Here is a 17184-nt window from a genome sequence, read left to right on the forward strand (position 1 = left end):
ATCCAGGCCGGCCGCCGGCACCTGCTCGTTGGTTTCTTCAGCGTCGGTCACAGTGATCCTTTCCGGCCAGAGCGTCAGCTCCAGCCTGCCGGATCACCAGCCCGCCCACGATCTTTCAGACAGTCCCGACCAAGCGCCGGGCGGCCTCGGAGCTTGGTGGTCAGGCCTTGCCCTGCAGCCGCCAGATCTGGTTCTTCTTGGTGCTGAGGGCGCTCGCCGGGTCGCAGGTCCACTGGTGGATCAGTGCTCGGGGCGCGGTGGAGACGTCGGAGACGTCGACGCATTTGCCGCTGTGGACGGCGACCAGCTGGTAGTCCTGGCTGTTGCCGAGCGCGCTGACGGGGTTGAGGGTGAACATCTGGTTGGTTGCGCCGTTGCAGGTGTACTGGATGACGGCGGCGCCGTCGGCGGTGGATGCGTCCTTGACGTCCAGGCACTTGCCGCTGAGCTCATCGACCACCGTGTAGGTGTTCGCCCGGCCGGTGACCGGCTTGAGATCGAACATCTGCTGGTAGCCGCCCTCGCAGTAGTACTGCTGGTATTGGGTGAGGTTGGCGGTGCTGAGGTTGGTGTCGTCCAGGCACAGGCCGCTGTTCTCGCTCACGGCGACTGTGGAGATCGTGGTGTTGGACGGCGGGAGCAAGGTGACGGTGTAGCCGTCCTTGGCGTTGCTGAACGGGATGCTGACGGATGCGGCGTTGTTGGTGACCGCGAGGGTGGTGTCGGAGATGGTGGTGGGGCCGGTGACGGCGGCGCCGTTGTTGTAGGGGATGCGCTGGACGACGGCGCGGACCTGGCCGTTCGCGACGACCGAGGTGGTGTTCAGGCCGGTGAGGTTGACGGTGACGTTGCCGGTGTTGCCGTTGCTGCCGAGCAGGATCTTGGCGTTGCCCGCGGTGTTGTCCTTGGTGGCCAGCCCGTCGGTGCCGGTGCCCGGGATGAGGTTGACGATGTTGCCGGTCTGTGAGCCGTAGTAGCGGTACATGAACCACTCGCCGAGCGGCAGGTACTGGCTGCCGATCTTGGTGAGCAGGTTCGCTTCGTCGTCGTGCAGGTTGGTGCCCGATGCCCAGTTGCCGCGCAGGCCGTCGGCGCCGGCGCGTTCGAGGCGGCCGATGTACCATGCACCGCCGCCGGGGTTCTGCTGGGACAGCGCGGCGTACTCGTTGATCTGGTACGGACGGGTGTTCGACAGACCCGCTGCGGAAAGGGTGGAGTTGGCGCTGGCAGCGCCCGGGACGGGATCGGCGGGTTCGTCGTGCCAGCTGTAGATGTCCGGGGCGACGTTGTTCGCCTTGACGTAGTTCAGATAGGTCGTCCACCAGGTGTTGGAGGAGGTGGGCTGGCCCGCCATGCTCGGGCCGACGATGAACTGGCCGGGGAACGCCGCCCGGACACGGGCGTAGAAGCGCGACCACATTTGCAGGTACTGCGCCTGCGAGGCGCCCCAGAAGCCACTGCCGTCGGGCTCGTTCCACAGATCCCACTCGACCGTCATGTTGTTTGCTTTGACGTCATTGATGAGCTGGGTGACGAAGTTGTCGAACAGCGTCCAGTTGCCGTTGTCGCCGGGCCAGCCCTGACTGGTGGTGCCGTCGGCGCCCCACAGGTCGTGCGGCAGCAGCACGAACGTGCCCCCGAGGGCGACGGTGCGCTTGTACTGGGCGAGGGTGGCGTTCCAGCGGGTCTGGTAGTCCGCGAGGCTGGTGGCGTAGCCGCCGCTGTTCAGCTGTGCGCCTCCGGCCCGCATGAAGTGCCACCTGATGTCCTTGAAGAAGTGGTCCTGCGGCAGCGCCCCGTCCGGGGTCATCCCGTAGATCATGCCCGAGGCGTGGTAAGTGGGGGCGCCTCCGGCGGTGGCGAAGTCGACGGTGATGCTGGTGTCGGCGGCGTGCGACCGACCGGCGGGCAGGAGGATGCCCGTCAGCGAGGCCAGCAGGACGGCGATGGCGGACAGGGCCCGGTGCCTGCGGCCGCCATAACGTGCGGGGCGTTCGGGCCGGCTGTCGGTTCGGAATCCTGAGAACACATGTGGCGAGTGCATGCGGCTTTCCCAGTGGTCGGGTGGAGCCCGGGCGTTCGGACGCCCGGGAGTCGGGGGCGAGCGCTGGTCGGATGGGCTGGGCGGCGGGCGGCCGGCGGAATGTGCCGGAACCGCTGCCAGGCGTTCGCGCCGTCAGCGCCGCCGCCTTGTAAGGCCGGCGGGACCGCGAGGTGATGCCCAGGGGCCGGAAGCTGCGCAGGTAGGTGTAGTGGCCGTCGACCGTGTCCGAGACCGCGACGGCGACCCGGGCCTGGGTGTAGTCGGTGGCCGATTCCTTGTGCATCCACATCACGTACTTGCCAGTGGTGCTGTTGTAGATGACCTTCGGCCGCTCGATGTTGGCAGACGCCAGCTCGGCGGCGCTGTTCTGGTGAGGACGTTGTTGCGCCACTCTCAGGTCTTCAGGTCGGTCGACCGGTAGACCGAGACGTACTTGAAGGAGTTGTCGGCATTGCGGTTCTCGCCGAACCAGTAGTAGTACGAACCAACCTTGATCACGCCGCCGCCGTGGGCGTGGACCACGGCGCCGGTGGTGTCGGTGAACTGAGTCGCGTTGGTCACGGTGACGGAAGCGGCCTGCGCGGGCGCACCGGTGGGCAGCAGCCCGAGCACGCCCATGAGTACGGCCGACAGGATCAAACCGGCACGGCGGAGCATGGCGTTCCTTCATGGAAAGCGCGGCGGAGAGGCAGGGTCGGCGTTGGGCCGGGGGGCGGGATCCACCTGGGGACTTCGAAAAATGTCGGAAGGTGTTCGTTTCTGTGGAGCACGGTAAGGCGCGACGGGGGCCTCGTCAACGCTTCGAACCGTTCCGGTCTTGAACTCGGAGCGCTGACATCTTCCACAGAGACATCCCATGTCGTGCTGCAACGCTAGGGCCGCTTCATCGGGCGCTAGCCGACTTTCTGGAGGAAAATGGGTCACAAGTCTAGACAGACGCAACGCCGGTGTTGGTTAATCCATCCAATGTCTCTGAGGCGGAGAGGGACGGGAAGCAGGGCTCCCATGGGCTCGCGGCACCACCTGCCGAGTCGCCCTGCCGCCTAGTCGAGGGTCGCCGGCTCCGGGCGGCTTCCGACAATCGAACAGGAGGAACCACGTTGCCGGAATCCATCTCCCGAAGATCGGTTCTCGTCGGCATGGCGGTCATCACGGTGGCCGCCGCGGTCGACCCCGTCGCGGTGGCGACGCCCGCGTACGCCGGGACGACCGACCCCTTGCCGCTTCCTCCCTTGCGGATCCCGAAGACCGACATGGGCGTCGAGCAGCAGCCGGATTCCAAGATCCAGTGGCTGCAGGACGCCAAGTTGGGCATGTTCATCCACTGGGGTGTGTACGCGGGCCCGGCGAAGGGCGAGTGGTGGATGCACAACGCTCCGATCACGCCGAGCGACTACCGGAAGTACGTCACCGACGCCACCAGTGAGCAGTTCACGGCGGATGCCTACGACCCGGCGGCCTGGGCGCAGTTGGCCAAGGACTTCGGGGCGAAGTACGTGACGCTGACCACGCGTCACCACGACGGGTTCGCGCTGTGGCCGCTCAACCACCCCAACAGCTGGAACTCCGGCCAGGCGCCCCTGAACCGCGACTTCGTCAAGGACTACGTCGCCGCCGTGCGGACGGCCGGGCTGAAGGTCGGTCTGTACTACTCGCCGATCAACTGGCGCTACCCCGGCTACTACGACGTCTATGGCACCAACTGCGCCCCGAACCCCTGGAACTACACCACCGATCCGGCGCACAAGGAGAACGCGCGGATCATGAAGACCGAGGTGTACGAGTCCGTCAAGGAACTGGTCACCCGGTACGGTGTGATCGACGACCTGTGGTGGGACGGCGGCTGGATCGCCGAGCAGGGCAGCGACGCCGACGGCGCGTTCTTCTGGGAGCCCGGCCAGTACCGCGCCCCCACCAATCAGTGGCCGGTGGACTCCACGTACGGCGAGACCGACGCGGCGGGCAACCCGCTGGGGCTGATGGGCATGGTGCGCAAGCATCAGCCGGACATCGTGGCCACCTCCCGCTCCGGCTGGATGGGCGACTACGCCAGCGACGAGGGCGGTTCGGTACCCACCGGGACGATCCGCACCGGCAAGCTCGTCGAGAAGGTCTTCACCGTCTGCGGCACCTGGGGCTACAACTCCAGCGCCACCGTCATGAGCTACGGCACCGCCATGAACATCCTGGTCAACTGCTGGGTGCGGAACATGACCGCGATGGTCAACGTCGGCCCCGACCGGCACGGCACCGTCTCCGACGCCCAGGCCAACCTGCTGCGGCGAATCGGCACCTTCATGACCGCCTGCGGCCAGTCGATCTACGGCACCCGCGGCGGCCCATGGAACCCGGTGGACGGCCAGTACGGGTACACGTACAAGGACAACACCTTCTACATCCACCTGCTGCCCGGCTACAGCGGCACCGGCTTCACCACCCCGCCGGTCGGCGACGCCCAGGTCACCCGCGTGTTCGACGTACGCTCGGGAAACAGCCTTTCGTACACCGTCGGCGGCGACGGCCGGGTCACGATCACCGGCATCGACCGCACCACCCACCCCGAGGACAGCGTCGTCGGGGTCACGCTCGACCGGAGCGTGCAGCCGGCCGACATCGCCGCCGGCAAGACGGCGTCGGCCGACAGCGTGGAGAGCTCCAAGGGCAACTACGCCGCCAACGCCGTGGACGGGGCCACCTCCACCCGCTGGTCCGCGAACGACGGCAACACCGGCCACTGGCTCAAGGTCGACCTCGGCTCGGCCCGCTCCCTGACCGGCGCCCGCATCGCCTGGGAGAAGGACAGCACGAACTACCGCTACAAGATCGAGGGCTCAACGGACAACACCACCTGGACCACGCTGGCCGACCTGACCGCCACCACCAGCACCAGCCAGGTTCAGGTCGCCCTCTTCAGCGCCCAGGCACGGTACGTGCGCGTCACCGTCACCGGGCTCCCGGCCGGTGTGTGGGCGTCCATCCGCAACCTGGAGATCTACGACCGGCCCTTCACCGCGGAGCTGGGTACCTACAAGCTGGTCAACCGCAACAGCGGCAAAGTGATGGACGTCGCCAACGGTTCCACCGCCGACGGCGCCACGATCATCCAATGGCCCTGGAACGGCGGCACCAACCAGCAGTGGAAGCTGGTGCCGAACGCCGACGGCTCCTACCGGCTCGTCAACGTCCGAAGCGGCAAGGTCCTGGAGAGCCCCGGCGGCTCCACCCAGGGCGCGAACCTCGACCAGTGGACCGACAACGGCGGCGACAACCAGTGGTGGAAGCTCGTCCCCTCGACCACGAGTGGCTACTACCGGATCGTCAACGTCCGCAACGGCTGGTGCGCCGACGTCGCCAACGCCTCCACCGCCGACGGCGCCAACGTCATTCAGTGGCCCACGACCGGCGGCGCCAACCAGGACTGGCAGATCCTCGCCCTCTGAACGGAGGCACGCAGGGGGGCCGTGCCGCACGCTCTGCAAAGGTGCCCCTCCCACGCGGGAACCTGGTCGACTCGACACCGTCGGTTCCGTTGCGGGAGGGGCACGCGGCTCACCTACACGCCGGCGGCCACCAGCTCGCGATCACCGTGGATCACGCAGGCTAGCGCTGCAGCGTCAGCAGACCCGGACGCCACGGCAGTTGGTCGTAGGGGCCGCTGGCGCTGGGGGACTTGCCCTGGTAGAGGAGCTGCAGGTTGCAGGGATCGATGGTCATGGTCTGGTCAGGGTTGCTGCGGACCAGGTCACCATGGCTGATGTCGTTGGTCCAGGTGGCCCCGCTGTTGGCCTTGCCCGCGAACGGGTTGCTTTCGCTGCCGGCCTGCGGGGTCCACGAACCGCTCAGGCTGGAGGCCGTGAACGAGCGGAAGTACCGCCCATTCGCCCCCATCGCCTCAACGATCATCAGGTACTGGTTCTGACCCTGGACCTTGTAGACCTGAACCGCCTCGAACAGGTTGGCCGTCGAGTCGCTCATCACCGTCGTGTACGACGAGCCGAAGCTACCCGGGAAGTTCCCGATCGGCATGCTCGCCCGATAGATCTTGCCGTTGTCACCGGCGAAGAACAGGTACATGTTCGAACCGTCACCGATCAGAGTCTGGTCGATCGGGCCGGTGCCGGAGCCCGAGATGCTGCCGGTGAACAGCGCCTGCGGCGAGGACCAGCCGTTGGGGTTGGTGGGGTCGCTCGACGTCCGGTAGATGAAGGGCCACGCACCCCACTGGTACGCCAGGACCCAGATGTTCTTGGGCGCGAAGTAGAACAGCGTAGGCGCCACCGTGGCCTGACTCATCCCGGTCTGGCCGGCCGAAGCCATGTCAGACCAGTTCGTGAAGGGACTGAAGGCCATCGAACCGTACGACGATCCCGACACGTTCGACGCATAGACCAGGTGCTTGCCGTTGTAGACGACGTTGCTGAAGTCCTTGAGCGAGACCCACCCGTGCTGCGGCGTCGCCAACTGATTCGTTGACGTCCAGTGGTACGTCGACGGAAGAGAGCACGTGCCGGTCGGGGTCGGCGTCGGGGTCGTGCCCGACAGGCCGGTCCACTTCTGGCCGGAACCGCCGTTGCACGTCCAGATATCCACCGCGGTGCCGTTGGCCGTACCGGCGCCCGTGACGTCCAGGCACAGCCCGGACTCCACGCCGACCACCGTGCCGTCGGAGTTCACGCGCCACTGCTGGTTGGCACCACCGTTGCAGGTCCAGATCTCCACCCGGGTACCGGCGGCGGTCGCGTGGTTCGGCACATCCAGGCACTTGCTGCCGTACACGGTCAGCTGGCCGCTGGAGGTCGAGGTCCACTGCTGGTTCGCGCCGCCCCAGCAGTCATAGATCTGCAGGAAGGTACCGTCGGTCTGGCTCTGGCCCGGCACATCCAGACACCGGCCGGCACCGACGCCGCGCAGGGCACCGGTGACGTCGGCCCGAGCCGGGTCGGCCACCAGGGTGACTGCGAGGGCGACCGCGCCCGCGGCCACCATGACCAGCGCCGCCGTCAGCGCGCGGCGCCCCTTACTGATACGTGCTCTGTACATGGGAACCTCCTCCTCCCGGGTCAACTGCGGGACCACTGCTGGTTGCTGCCACCCCAGCAGGAGTACAGCTGGATCTGGGTGCCGTTGCCGGTGCCCTGGCCAGAGGCGTCCAGGCACAGTCCGGATTGGACGCCGACGATGGTTCCGTCGGAGTTGACGCGCCATTTCTGGTTGTCGCCGCCGTGGCAGGAGTAGATCTGTACCTTGACGCCGTTGCCGGTGCCGGCGGCGTCCAGGCACTTGTCGCCGTAGACCTTGAGCTCGTTGGCGGAGGTGTAGATCCACTGCTGGTTGCTGTTGCCGTTGCAGTCCCACAGCTGCACCTGGATGCCATCGGTCGTGCTGGCGTTGGGCACGTCCAGGCAGCGGCCGGAGGCGACGCCCTTGATCTGTCCGCTGCCGTCGGGCGGCGTGGGAGTCGGCGTGGAGGATGACCCGGCGTTGAGGGCGCCCAGAACAGAGGTGTAGGCAGGTTTCTTGTTGCCGTTGCCGTCGAAGAGGAGCGGGGTGTCGCCGGACCGCCAGGAGTCGCTGTCCCGTACGCCCCAGACCGTGAAGCCGACGCAACGCGAGACGGCCAGGCAGTCGTTGGTCACGTTGGCGTAGGTCGTGGCCGAGGCGCCCTGGATGTCCAGCTCGGTGATGGCCACGTCGACGCCCAGGGCGGCGAAGTTCTGCAAGGTGGTGCGGAAGTTGCTCTTGTAGGGGTCGCCGCTGTTGAAGTGAGACTGGAAGCCGACGCAGTCGATCGGGACGCCGCGGGACTTGAAGTCCTTGACCATGGTGTAGACACCCTGGGTCTTGGCGGCGCTCCAGTCCTCGATGTTGTAGTCGTTGTAGCAGAGCTTGACGTTCGGGTCGGCCGCCCGTGCGGTACGGAAGGCCACCTCGATCCAGTCGTTGCCGGTCCGCTGCAGGTTGGAATCGCGCCGGCCCCCGGAGCCGCCGTCGGCGAAGGCCTCGTTCACCACGTCCCAGTACGCGAGCTTGCCCTTGTAGTGGGCCATCACGCCATTGATGTGATTGATCATCGCCTGGCGCAGCGCGCTCCCGCTCAGGCTCTGCATCCAGCCCGGCTGCTGGGAGTGCCAGGCCAGGGTGTGGCCGCGGACCTGCATTCCGTGCTGCACCGCCCAGTTGTAGACCTGGTCGCCGGCGGTGAAGTTGAACCGGCCCTGCTGCGGCTCGGTGGCGTCGATCTTCATCTCGTTCTCGGGCGTCACCATGGTGAACTCACGGCCCGCGATCGTGGTGTACGCCGAGTCGCCGAGCTTGCCCGCGGAGATGGCAGTGCCGAAGTACCGCCCGCTCTGCGCGGCAGCCGCGCCGAGCGTACTCGCCGCGGCATTCGAAGGAACCGCCACCGCCAGCGCAACGGTCGTCGCCCCGGCGACGCCGAGGGCGAGGGCGACCAGAGCCCGACGGAAGCGGCCGACGGATCGCCGGATTCCGGGCGAGGGTCTTTCTTTGGTGCTCACTCCTGAGCCTCCATTACTGAAGCACGGGAAATGTCGGAAACGCGGGGACACCCCCGCGGAATCGACGCCGCGTCCCATCGCCGGGAACGCACACCACCAAGGCGTCGCCAGATGGTGGGCCTTGCCACGCCTGGCACGCCCAACCGCCTCGGGGACTCAGTGTGAGTAACGCCCGGAAAACGTGTCAAGACTTTCGAAAATATTTCGGATGCTCATCGTGGTCTGCCTACGTCACCTACCTATTCCAGTGGGCGAGTGCGCTGTCGAAAACTTTCGACGACCCCTTACTGAGCGTGGATCGCCTATGAAAGCTTTCATGACGGCGCTTCACCGGCCAGGTGTATCTACGCGGATAACACCAGATGAGCCGAAGTCAGCCCCGTCGCGTTCGCACGATGTGCATCGGGCGCTTGACATACCTCCCCGGCTCATATTTGCTCCGCCCCACCACCACCTTCGACCGACCCGCTGAAGAAAGGAGCTCGATCGACCGTCCGGATCGTCAGTGATGACATTCCGCCTACCGTGCCCGAGGTCGCGTCCGGCGCTTCGATCAGCGTGAGCGCCGGTGGCGACAACGGCGACGCGGTCGTCGCAACCAGTACCAGCGAGGTGCGGACCCGACCCTGGCCGGCGTGCCGCCCGGCAACGGCTTCAACGGCGGGACCATCTACTATCCCGACCGACACCAGCCTGGGGCACCTGGGGCACCTGGGGCACTTCAGGATCGCCAGGTCGGCATGCCCGCTGATCAGCGAGGACTCCTGCACCACCCGGGCGAAGTCGTACAAGGTCGCAGCCCTCGACACGATGAACAAGATGCGCGAGATCGCCCGCCTGTCCGACTGACCGGGCCCGTCAGCCTCCGGCCCGCCGGGCGGAGAACTCCAGGCGCACGTAGTCGACCACCGGCTCGGGCAGTTCCGCCGCGACCGCGCGCACGAATGCCCGGTGCTCGGAGGGCGGCAGCCGGTCCAGGTGCGCGCCGAGCACCACGGTGGCGAGGTAGGTCTCGAACTGCCCGCCCGGTTCGAGGCGGGCCGGGTCCGGTACGAGGGCGGCCCGGACGTCCGTGAAGCCGGCCCGTTCGAGGCGTCGCCGCGTCTCCTCGGGGTCGGCGAAGTGCCACGTCTCGGACGTCTCCCCGGTCACCTTCTCCACCGCGGCCCGCACCCGCGCGACGTTCCCCCGTCCGCCGCAGTCGGCGACGAACGGCGCGCCGGGCCGCAGCGCCCGCGCGATGTTGGCGAACAGCACGTCGTGGTCGTGGATCCAGTGGAACGTCGCCACGCTGAACGCGGCGTCGGCCGGCTCGGTGATCGGCAACGGCCGCGTCAGGTCGGCCTGGACGACGTCGGCCCGGTCGAGGCGGTCCGCGAGCTTGGACCGGAGCCGGTCGAGCATCCGCGCCGACCCGTCGACCGCGATGACACGCCCCCGGGGGAGCCGGTCGAGCAGTTCGGCCGTGTCGCGGCCGGTGCCGCAGCCGGCCTCCAGCACCGTCTCATCGCCCGTGAGCGCCAGCCGGTCCAGAGTGCGCCGCCCCCACCGCAGATGCGGCAGTGGCAGCGCGTCGTACACCGTGGCGTCCCATTCCCTGATCATCACGATCACCCCTCCCGGTGTCACCATACGGGGTGTCTCATCAAGTAAGAAGGATTGTCTCGATATGTGGTCAGGAGGGTCGGTCCTCGACGAGTCGCAGGGCCTGGGTGGGGCAGTAGCGGACGGCGCGCTCGACGTCGGGCCGCAGGTCGGCCGGGGGAGTCTCGGTCAGCAGCTCGACCGTGCCCTTTCTCGGCACCGCGAAGACGTCGGGGGCCTCCAGCTCGCACATCGCGTGGCCCTGGCACAGGTCCCGATCGACCTCGATCCGCATCATGAGGACCTCCCGTGCGGTCCGTCGGCCGACTGCGCGTGGACACTTGTCCAGACGCTAGTCCGGGTCGGCGTCCCAGGCAACGCGCAGGCGTCGCAGCCCCTCACCGATCAGGTCAGTGGGGATGGCGCCGTAACCCAGCGCGATCCCCGGGGCGGTCGACGGGTCCTTGGCGACCTCGGCCAGCGTCCGCGCCTCGACTCCGGCGGACCGGGCGCGTTCGAGTACGGGCGCGGGGTCGCCCGCCGTGAAGGCGCTCACGTGCAGACCCGCGGCGGAGGGCACGAGCTCCAGCCGGTCCGCGAAATCCCGGCGGAGCGTCGTCGTGATGAGCTCGTGCCGCCGCTCGTACTCCTGCCGCGTCCGGCGTACGTGCCGGGCGAGCAGCCCCTCGTCGATGAAGCGGGCGAGCGCGGCCTGGGTCGGAACCGGCGCGTGCCAGTCCGTGACGTACTTGGCCGCGCACAGTGCCGCGTGCAGCGAGGCCGGCGCCACGAGGAACCCCACCCGCAGCCTCGGCACCAGCACCTTGGAGAACGAGCCGACGTAGAGCACGCGTCCCCTGTGGTCCAGGTTCTGCAGTGGTTCGATCGGCCGGCCGCCGAACCGGAACTCGCTGTCGTAGTCGTCCTCGATGACGGCGGCGTCGTGCCGGTCCGCCCAGGCCAGCAGCGCGGTACGCCGGGCGAGGGACATCGGCATGCCCAGGGGGAACTGGTGCGACGGCGTGACGTACACGGCGCGGGCGTCGTGGGGGAGGGCGTCCACGCGCAGCCCTTCCGCGTCGACCGGGACGCCGGTGACGCGCAGGCCCAGGGACTGGAACAGCATTCGGGCCGGGGCGTACCCGGGCGCCTCCACGGCGACGTGGTCGCCGGGGTCGAGCAGCACCCGCGCGATGAGGTCGAGCGCCTGCTGGATGCCGCTGGTGACGATGATGTCGCCCGCGGAGGCGCGGACGGCGCGGGAGACGCCGATGTACCGGGCGACGGCCGCGCGCAGGTCCGGATGCCCCGCCGGGTCGCCGTACACCGGTTCCGCCGGGCGGCGCAGCTCGCGGGCGGTCAGGCGGCGCCACGCCTCGTACGGGAACAGCCGGTGGTCCGGCAGCCCGACCCGGAAGTCGAACCGCGGTCGCTGGTCCAGCCAGTCGGGCCAGGGGGAGATCGAACGCCAGACGGGCCGCGGGCGGAGCGGCGACTCGGCCGGGGCGCTCCGTGACGCCGGCCCGCCCTCGTGGACGAAGGTGCCGGCGCCCACCCGGCTCTCCAGGAACCCCTCGGCGGTCAACCGCTCGTAGGCGACACTCACCGTGTTGCGGGCGACGTCGAGCCGCCGGGCCAGCTCCCGGGTCGGGGGCAGCGCCTCGCCCACCCGCAGCCGGCCGTCGAGGATCGCCTCCCGGAGCTGCCGGTAGATCTGACCGGCCAGGTCTCGTCGGTCGGTGAGGCTGACGTGGAACTCCATATTGGCCCAATGCTATCGGCCGGTTTTGGAACTGGTGTTGAGCCTCTCCTGGTCCCTACGCTCATTCGTCATGGACATCCGTCACCTCGACCGGCGTGCCCAGGCGTTCGCCGCAGAGATCATCGCCCAGGTCCGCCCGGAGCGGCTCAGCGTGCCCACTCCGTGCCCGGACTGGACGCTGTACGGCCTGCTCCGCCACATCGTCAGCCAGAACGAGGGCTTCGCCGCCGCCGCACGGGGGGAGGAGACGCACCTGTCCCAGTGGCGGAACGGGCGGATCGACGGCGACCCGCGCGGCGCCTACGAGCGATCCGCGGCGCTCGTCGACGAGGCGTTCGGCGCGGAGGGCGTTCTTGAGGCGAAGTTCAGCCTGCCGGAGGTCCGTGACGGCGGCCGGTTCCCGGCGGCCGTCGCCATCGGATTCCACCTCGTCGACACCGTCGTCCACGCGTGGGACGTCGCGGCGTCGATCGGTGCCGCGTGGCGGCCCGACGAGGAACTCGTCGCCGCGTCGCTCGCCATCGCGCTCAAGGTGCCGGACACGCCGGCCGACCGCGGCCCGGGGCTGGCCTTCGAGCCGGCGATCGACGCCTCTTCGGAGACTCCGGACCGGGACCGCCTGCTCGCGCTGCTCGGCCGTTCGCCCGACTGGCGGCCTCCCGCCTAGGGGTGTCCGGATCGGGACACGTTAGGTACGGACCGGGATGTGACTTGCGAATACGAACAGTAGTGGATTGACTACTTTTCGTGTTCTCTTTGCTGTTGGGCTGCGCCGCACCGGGCGAGTCCGCATGAACGACGACCTCGCCCGCGCACTGCAGGAGTTCCGTAAGGTCCTCGCGCTGCCGACCGTGGGACGCTCCAACCGGAGCGGGGACCTCGCGGAGCTCCGGCGGCTGATCGAGAGCTACCCCGACGAGGCGCGCACGATCCTGTCGGAGGTCACGGGCGACTCGCCGGGCCCGTGACCGGGGTCAGGGCTTGCGGAAAGGCTCCTAGGCCGCGGCGGCCCTGCGGAACTCCGCGCGCCAGCGGCGCACCGGCGGGTCCTCGTCGTCGTACAGGTCCTCGATCCGTACGACGGGCAGGGGGAACGACTCGACCTCGGTGCGCGTCAGCGGCCAGGGCATCCGGCCGGGGTCGTCGGCCTCTTCCCGGGCGCGGGCGATGACGAGGAGTGTTCCGCCGGGGGCGACCAGGTCGGCGGTGTTGGCGATGGCGCGCTCGCGCGCCTCCGCGCGGAGCACCTGGACCGTGTAGCTCTCCACGACGAGGTCGAACGCCCGCCGCCACTCCGGCGGCGGGACGAGCAGATCCGCCGCCCGGTAGTGCACGCGGGAGCCGGGGAACCGGTCGCGCGCGTGCGCGACCGCGCTCTCGGCGACGTCGAACGCGGTCACGTCGTAGCCCAGCCCGGCCAGGTGCTCGGCGTCGTCGCCCAGCCCACAGCCGACGACCAGGGCGCGGCCGGAGCCCGGCCGCACCCATCCCCGCAGCAGCGGATTGGGCTCCAGGTCGGCCCAGGGCACGATCGCCTCCCCGCGCTGGGCGGCCGCGTACAGCCGCTCGAACCAGCCGGTGGGGTCGCCCTCGGCGATCGACTCGGCGGCCAACCGCCGCGCGTACGCGCGCTGTCCGTCCTCGCTCATCGTCGTGTCCATCTCAGGACTTCGGGCAGGCGGGGAAGAGCGCGCGGGTGCCGGCGGGGGCGCCGGTCGGGTCGGTGAACCGGCACCCGAAGTCCGGGCGCGCGACCTGCGCGGGATCGGTGACCGGGTCGCCGGCCGGCCGGGGGCCGCCGTGCACCCAGCGGGCCAGGTCGTCCCAGGCCTGCCCGGCCTCGGCCGGGGAGAACTCGCAGTGCTGCGCGGTGCGGATCGCGCGCTGTACCACCAGGCCCGACCGGTGGGTCCGGGCGACCTCCGAGCCGTAGATCTCCTCCATGGAGAACGGCACGAACATGTCGCCCAGGCCGTGCAGGGTGACGACCTTGGCGGTCGGCAGCCCGAAGATCCGCGGGATCTCGGAGAGGCGCGCGGAGTGGCGGTCGGCCGGGTCGGCGGGGCGCACCCGCTGCACGGTGGCGTTCACGTCCACCGGAGCGTTCGGGGTGTAGCGCGTACCGGCGTTGGTGGCGACCTGTGAGGGGTTCTGCGCCAGGCCGGTGCCGGTCGCGGGGGCGCCCAGGCTGAACAGGAAGTCCTTCCAGAGGGGGAAGGCCGCCTCGGCGCCGGGCCGGGGTCCGCCCGAGCGGTTCACGACGATCTCGCGGAGCTGCTTGCCGCGGTCGTTGGTGGTGTCCGGTCCGCCCGGCTTCAGCCCGCCGAGCCCGAGCGCCTGCTGGATCCTGGGCACGGCGTTCGTCAGGTAGTCGGCCGGCGGGGGATAGGCGCGTACGCCGGCCAGGTCCTGGGCCACCAGGTTGTAGTCGAGGAAGAAGTCGAAGAGCCGGTTGTCGCCGAGCACCCCGCACATCGGCAGCGCGCCGGAGTAGAAGTGCGGGTACTGCTCGATCGATCGCCCGATGACGTGGCCGCCCATGGACACGCCCGTGATGTAGGTGCGCTTCGGCCGGTGCTCGAGTCGGCCGAACAGGTCCGCCAGGTCACGCGTGCCGACGACCCCGGTGCGTACGTCGTAGCCGTTGTCGGCGTACGAGGACGCGGCCCAGGCGTAGCCCTCGCCGACCAGCTTCTCGCGCAGCCCGAAGTTGGGCGGGTCGACGGTCAGCGTCGTGGTCTGGCCGCGGTACCCGTGCGCCCACATGACCAGCTCGCCGTTCCAGTTCGGCGGGACCTCGATGTCGTACGCGGCGTGGTGGAACACGCCCTGGCGCACGGTCGTCGGCCGGCCGCCGACCGTCAGCGGGGCGAGCGCCGGATTGCTGATGGTGTACGGCGGCAGCGGCTGGTCGTCGGGGACTGCGGTCGCGCCCGCGGGCGGCGCGGTGCCGAGCGAGAGGGCTACGGCGGCGCCGGTGACGAGACAGGCGAACCGGCGAAGACGCATGGGCGATCTCCTCGCAGAGCCGTCGTGACCTGTGGGGTGCGGTCACGGAGGACGGCCGGCGCGCCATCGTCGGCTGGCGTTCGCCGGTCGGAATCCGCACCTTAGAGGCGCGGACGTCCGACGGCAAGATCATTCTGCTCTGCGGCCGCAGGCGGTCGTGGTCATCGTGCGGCGATGTCGCCGGCGACCTCCTGGACGCGGTCCCGGCGGACGTACCAGTTCCGGTTACGGTCGCCGATGTCGTCCGGGTCCGTGTCGTCGCCCGGTCCCGCGGACTCCCCGCGCACCCGTCGGAGCTCGACGGCGAGGCGGTCGCGCATCCGCGCCAGGGCCGTGATCTCCTCGTCGAGGGCGGCGAGCTTACGCGTGATGGCCGCGACGCTCTCCGGGCAGGCACCGTCGCCCGCGCTGGGCTGGTCGAGGCACGGCGAGAAGGCCCGTACCTCGTCCGCGGTGAAACCGGCCGCGAGCAGCCGCCGGATGTTGCGCACGCGGAGCACGGCCGACTCGTCATAGTCCCGGTAGCCGTTGGGCGACCGGCGCGCGTGAAGCAGGCCGTGCTCCTCGTAGTAGCGCAGTGCCCGCACCGTCGTCCCCGCGGCCCGTGCCAGCTTTCCGATCCGCATGCCCGGCACGGTAGACCCTGCCGTCGGGGCGGGGTCAATCAGGAGACGTTGATGCCGCCGTCCACGGTGAGCACCGCGCCGGTGAGATAGGCGGCCTCGGGTCGTGCCGCGTTCACGATCCACCACGCGATCTCTTCCGGCCGGGCGAGACGCCCGAGCGGGATGAGCCGGAGGAGCTCGTCCCGCGACGCAGCGAGCCGCTCCGGGCTGAATCCGGCGTGGATCATCACCGGGGTCTCGGTCACGCCGGGCGCGACCGAGACGACCCGGACGCCCCGCGATGCCAGTTCCACGGACCAGGTACGTGTGAGGAAGTCCAGGGCGACCTTGGTGGCGCCGTAGACGGAGTTGTTCGGCCAGCCCCGGTGCCCCGGGAGGGAGGTGACGTTGACGATGACGCCCCCGCTCGCCTCCAGATGCGGCAGCGCCTCCTGGGCGAGGAACAGCGGGCCGAGAAGATTCGTGGCGAGCTGCCGATCGGCGATCTCACGGGCGATCTCGCCCAGCGGGGCGGGCCGGGTGATGCCGGCGTTGTTCACGAGCACGTCGATACGGCCGAACGCCTCCGTCGCCGCCGCCACGATCCGCTCAGGCGCGTCGGGCGCCGCGACGTCGGCCACGAAGGTGCGGATGCCCGGCCTCCCGTCGGCGGTCTCCTTGAGCCGATCCTCGGTGCGTCCGACGACCAGGACGTCGGCTCCTTCGTCGGCGAACTGCCAGGCCGTCACCCGGCCGATCCCGGTCCCGCCACCGGTGATGATCACAGCGCGGCCGTGCAGCGTGTCTGTCATGGCGTCCTTCCCGAACCATGTCGATGGAGTGGACGCGACGCTATGCCGTGACCCCGGCGTCAGGGTCAACCCGCGGGAGGCGTGATCAGCGCATCCCGCTGGCCATCATGACGATGAGGATGACCACGTGGGTGACGATCACGAACCCGATGATGAACATGAACAGGAACTTCGCGGGCCCGTGCTCGAAGACCTTGCCCTCCTTGAGGGGGCCGCGCTTCGCCTCGCGCTCGGCGATCCGCTCGGCGAACTTCTCCTCGTAGGACTTCTTACGGGGGGCGAGTTCTTCGCTGGTCATCATTGGTACCCCAATCGTTGGTGCACAATATAGTAGCCACAGCGGACGCCGGGAGATTCCATGGACGAACGTGACATAGCCGACCCCCTCGCGCTGGAGCACCAGGTGTGCTTCGCCCTGTCCGTCGCGGCGCGCGGCGTGGTCGCCGTCTACCGGCCGCTGCTCGAGCCCCTCGGTCTCACCCATCCGCAGTACCTCGTGATGCTCGCGCTCTGGCAGCACGCGCCGTTGTCGGTCAAGGACCTCAGCCGGCTGCTCCAGCTCGACCCCGGCACCCTGTCGCCGCTGCTCAAGCGCCTGGAGGCCGTGGGGTACGTCCGGCGCGGCCGCGACGGCCGGGACGAGCGGGTGCTGGCGGTCACCCTGACCGCCGAGGGCCGGGCCCTGCGCGCGGAGGCGGAGAAGATCCCGCCGGCCATCGTCGAGCGTCTCGGCATGGAGGTCGCCGAGCTGATGGACCTCCACCAGTCCCTGACCCGGGTCATCGGCGCGGCCCAGACCGCCATCGCCCGCGCCGACGCTCCTGAGGAGACGTCCGCCGGCTGAAATCTT

The 17184-nt window shown here is 69.3% G+C and carries 17 protein-coding genes; 5 read left to right on the forward strand and 12 right to left on the reverse strand.

The annotated features are described in order from the left end of the window. Positions 1 to 160 precede the first annotated feature (160 nt). Complete coding sequence (locus ABEA24_RS50495; protein WP_345443261.1) at positions 161 to 2044, reverse strand: RICIN domain-containing protein; 1884 nt, start codon at positions 2042 to 2044, stop codon at positions 161 to 163. A gap of 393 nt (positions 2045 to 2437) precedes the next feature. Then, the gene (locus ABEA24_RS50500; RefSeq protein ID WP_345443264.1) at positions 2438 to 2701 is read right to left on the reverse strand and encodes a hypothetical protein; all 264 of its coding nucleotides are present in this window, start codon (positions 2699 to 2701) and stop codon (positions 2438 to 2440) included. Between the two features lie 443 nt (positions 2702 to 3144). On the opposite strand from ABEA24_RS50500, the gene ABEA24_RS50505 reads away from it, so the two are divergent. After that, complete coding sequence (locus tag ABEA24_RS50505; RefSeq protein WP_345443267.1) at positions 3145 to 5484, forward strand: alpha-L-fucosidase; 2340 nt, start codon at positions 3145 to 3147, stop codon at positions 5482 to 5484. Positions 5485 to 5644: 160 nt separating this feature from the next. Here the strand turns inward: ABEA24_RS50505 and ABEA24_RS50510 are convergent, their stop codons facing one another. Then, a complete protein-coding gene (locus ABEA24_RS50510; protein ID WP_345443274.1) occupies positions 5645 to 7084 on the reverse strand; it encodes a non-reducing end alpha-L-arabinofuranosidase family hydrolase in 1440 nt (479 codons plus the stop codon). A gap of 20 nt (positions 7085 to 7104) precedes the next feature. Continuing rightward, entirely contained in the window at positions 7105 to 8562 is a 1458-nt protein-coding gene (locus ABEA24_RS50515) for an endo-1,4-beta-xylanase (RefSeq protein WP_345443276.1), read from the reverse strand. Between the two features lie 525 nt (positions 8563 to 9087). On the opposite strand from ABEA24_RS50515, the gene ABEA24_RS50520 reads away from it, so the two are divergent. Then, a complete protein-coding gene (locus ABEA24_RS50520; RefSeq protein ID WP_345443279.1) occupies positions 9088 to 9411 on the forward strand; it encodes a hypothetical protein in 324 nt (107 codons plus the stop codon). A gap of 9 nt (positions 9412 to 9420) precedes the next feature. Here ABEA24_RS50520 and ABEA24_RS50525 read toward each other — a convergent pair whose 3' ends face one another. The 3 genes from ABEA24_RS50525 to pdxR all read right to left on the reverse strand — a co-directional run bounded on the left by ABEA24_RS50525 (position 9421) and on the right by pdxR (position 11908). Next, complete coding sequence (locus tag ABEA24_RS50525) at positions 9421 to 10167, reverse strand: class I SAM-dependent methyltransferase (protein WP_345443488.1); 747 nt, start codon at positions 10165 to 10167, stop codon at positions 9421 to 9423. A 70-nt stretch (positions 10168 to 10237) separates the two neighbouring features. Beyond that, positions 10238 to 10444 carry a ferredoxin gene (locus tag ABEA24_RS50530; protein WP_345443281.1) on the reverse strand — a complete coding sequence of 69 codons (207 nt, stop codon included), beginning with the start codon at positions 10442 to 10444 and terminating at the stop codon, positions 10238 to 10240. A gap of 54 nt (positions 10445 to 10498) precedes the next feature. Next, positions 10499 to 11908, reverse strand: a complete 1410-nt coding sequence (gene pdxR, locus ABEA24_RS50535; RefSeq protein WP_345443284.1) for a MocR-like pyridoxine biosynthesis transcription factor PdxR — start codon at positions 11906 to 11908, stop codon at positions 10499 to 10501. A gap of 70 nt (positions 11909 to 11978) precedes the next feature. On the opposite strand from pdxR, the gene ABEA24_RS50540 reads away from it, so the two are divergent. Both ABEA24_RS50540 and ABEA24_RS50545 read left to right on the forward strand, forming a co-directional pair. After that, entirely contained in the window at positions 11979 to 12575 is a 597-nt protein-coding gene (locus tag ABEA24_RS50540) for a TIGR03086 family metal-binding protein (RefSeq protein WP_345443287.1), read from the forward strand. 124 nt (positions 12576 to 12699) lie between these two features. Continuing rightward, positions 12700 to 12876 carry a hypothetical protein gene (locus ABEA24_RS50545; RefSeq protein WP_345443289.1) on the forward strand — a complete coding sequence of 59 codons (177 nt, stop codon included), beginning with the start codon at positions 12700 to 12702 and terminating at the stop codon, positions 12874 to 12876. 27 nt (positions 12877 to 12903) lie between these two features. Here the strand turns inward: ABEA24_RS50545 and ABEA24_RS50550 are convergent, their stop codons facing one another. The 5 genes from ABEA24_RS50550 to ABEA24_RS50570 form a co-directional block, all read right to left on the reverse strand. Then, positions 12904 to 13557, reverse strand: a complete 654-nt coding sequence (locus ABEA24_RS50550; RefSeq protein WP_345443292.1) for a class I SAM-dependent methyltransferase — start codon at positions 13555 to 13557, stop codon at positions 12904 to 12906. A gap of 13 nt (positions 13558 to 13570) precedes the next feature. Beyond that, a complete protein-coding gene (locus ABEA24_RS50555; protein WP_345443295.1) occupies positions 13571 to 14917 on the reverse strand; it encodes a hypothetical protein in 1347 nt (448 codons plus the stop codon). A gap of 161 nt (positions 14918 to 15078) precedes the next feature. After that, a complete protein-coding gene (locus ABEA24_RS50560) occupies positions 15079 to 15543 on the reverse strand; it encodes a MerR family transcriptional regulator (RefSeq protein WP_345443298.1) in 465 nt (154 codons plus the stop codon). Between the two features lie 38 nt (positions 15544 to 15581). Further along, positions 15582 to 16334: an SDR family NAD(P)-dependent oxidoreductase gene (locus tag ABEA24_RS50565; RefSeq protein WP_345443301.1), complete on the reverse strand. Its 753-nt coding sequence runs from the start codon at positions 16332 to 16334 to the stop codon at positions 15582 to 15584. An 85-nt stretch (positions 16335 to 16419) separates the two neighbouring features. Next, positions 16420 to 16635: a hypothetical protein gene (locus tag ABEA24_RS50570; protein ID WP_345443304.1), complete on the reverse strand. Its 216-nt coding sequence runs from the start codon at positions 16633 to 16635 to the stop codon at positions 16420 to 16422. A 57-nt stretch (positions 16636 to 16692) separates the two neighbouring features. On the opposite strand from ABEA24_RS50570, the gene ABEA24_RS50575 reads away from it, so the two are divergent. After that, on the forward strand, positions 16693 to 17178 hold the full coding sequence (locus ABEA24_RS50575) for a MarR family winged helix-turn-helix transcriptional regulator (RefSeq protein ID WP_345443307.1): 486 nt from the start codon (positions 16693 to 16695) through the stop codon (positions 17176 to 17178). Positions 17179 to 17184 lie beyond the last annotated feature (6 nt).

Source organism: Actinoallomurus vinaceus (assembly GCF_039542055.1).
Lineage (GTDB): Bacteria > Actinomycetota > Actinomycetes > Streptosporangiales > Streptosporangiaceae > Actinoallomurus > Actinoallomurus vinaceus.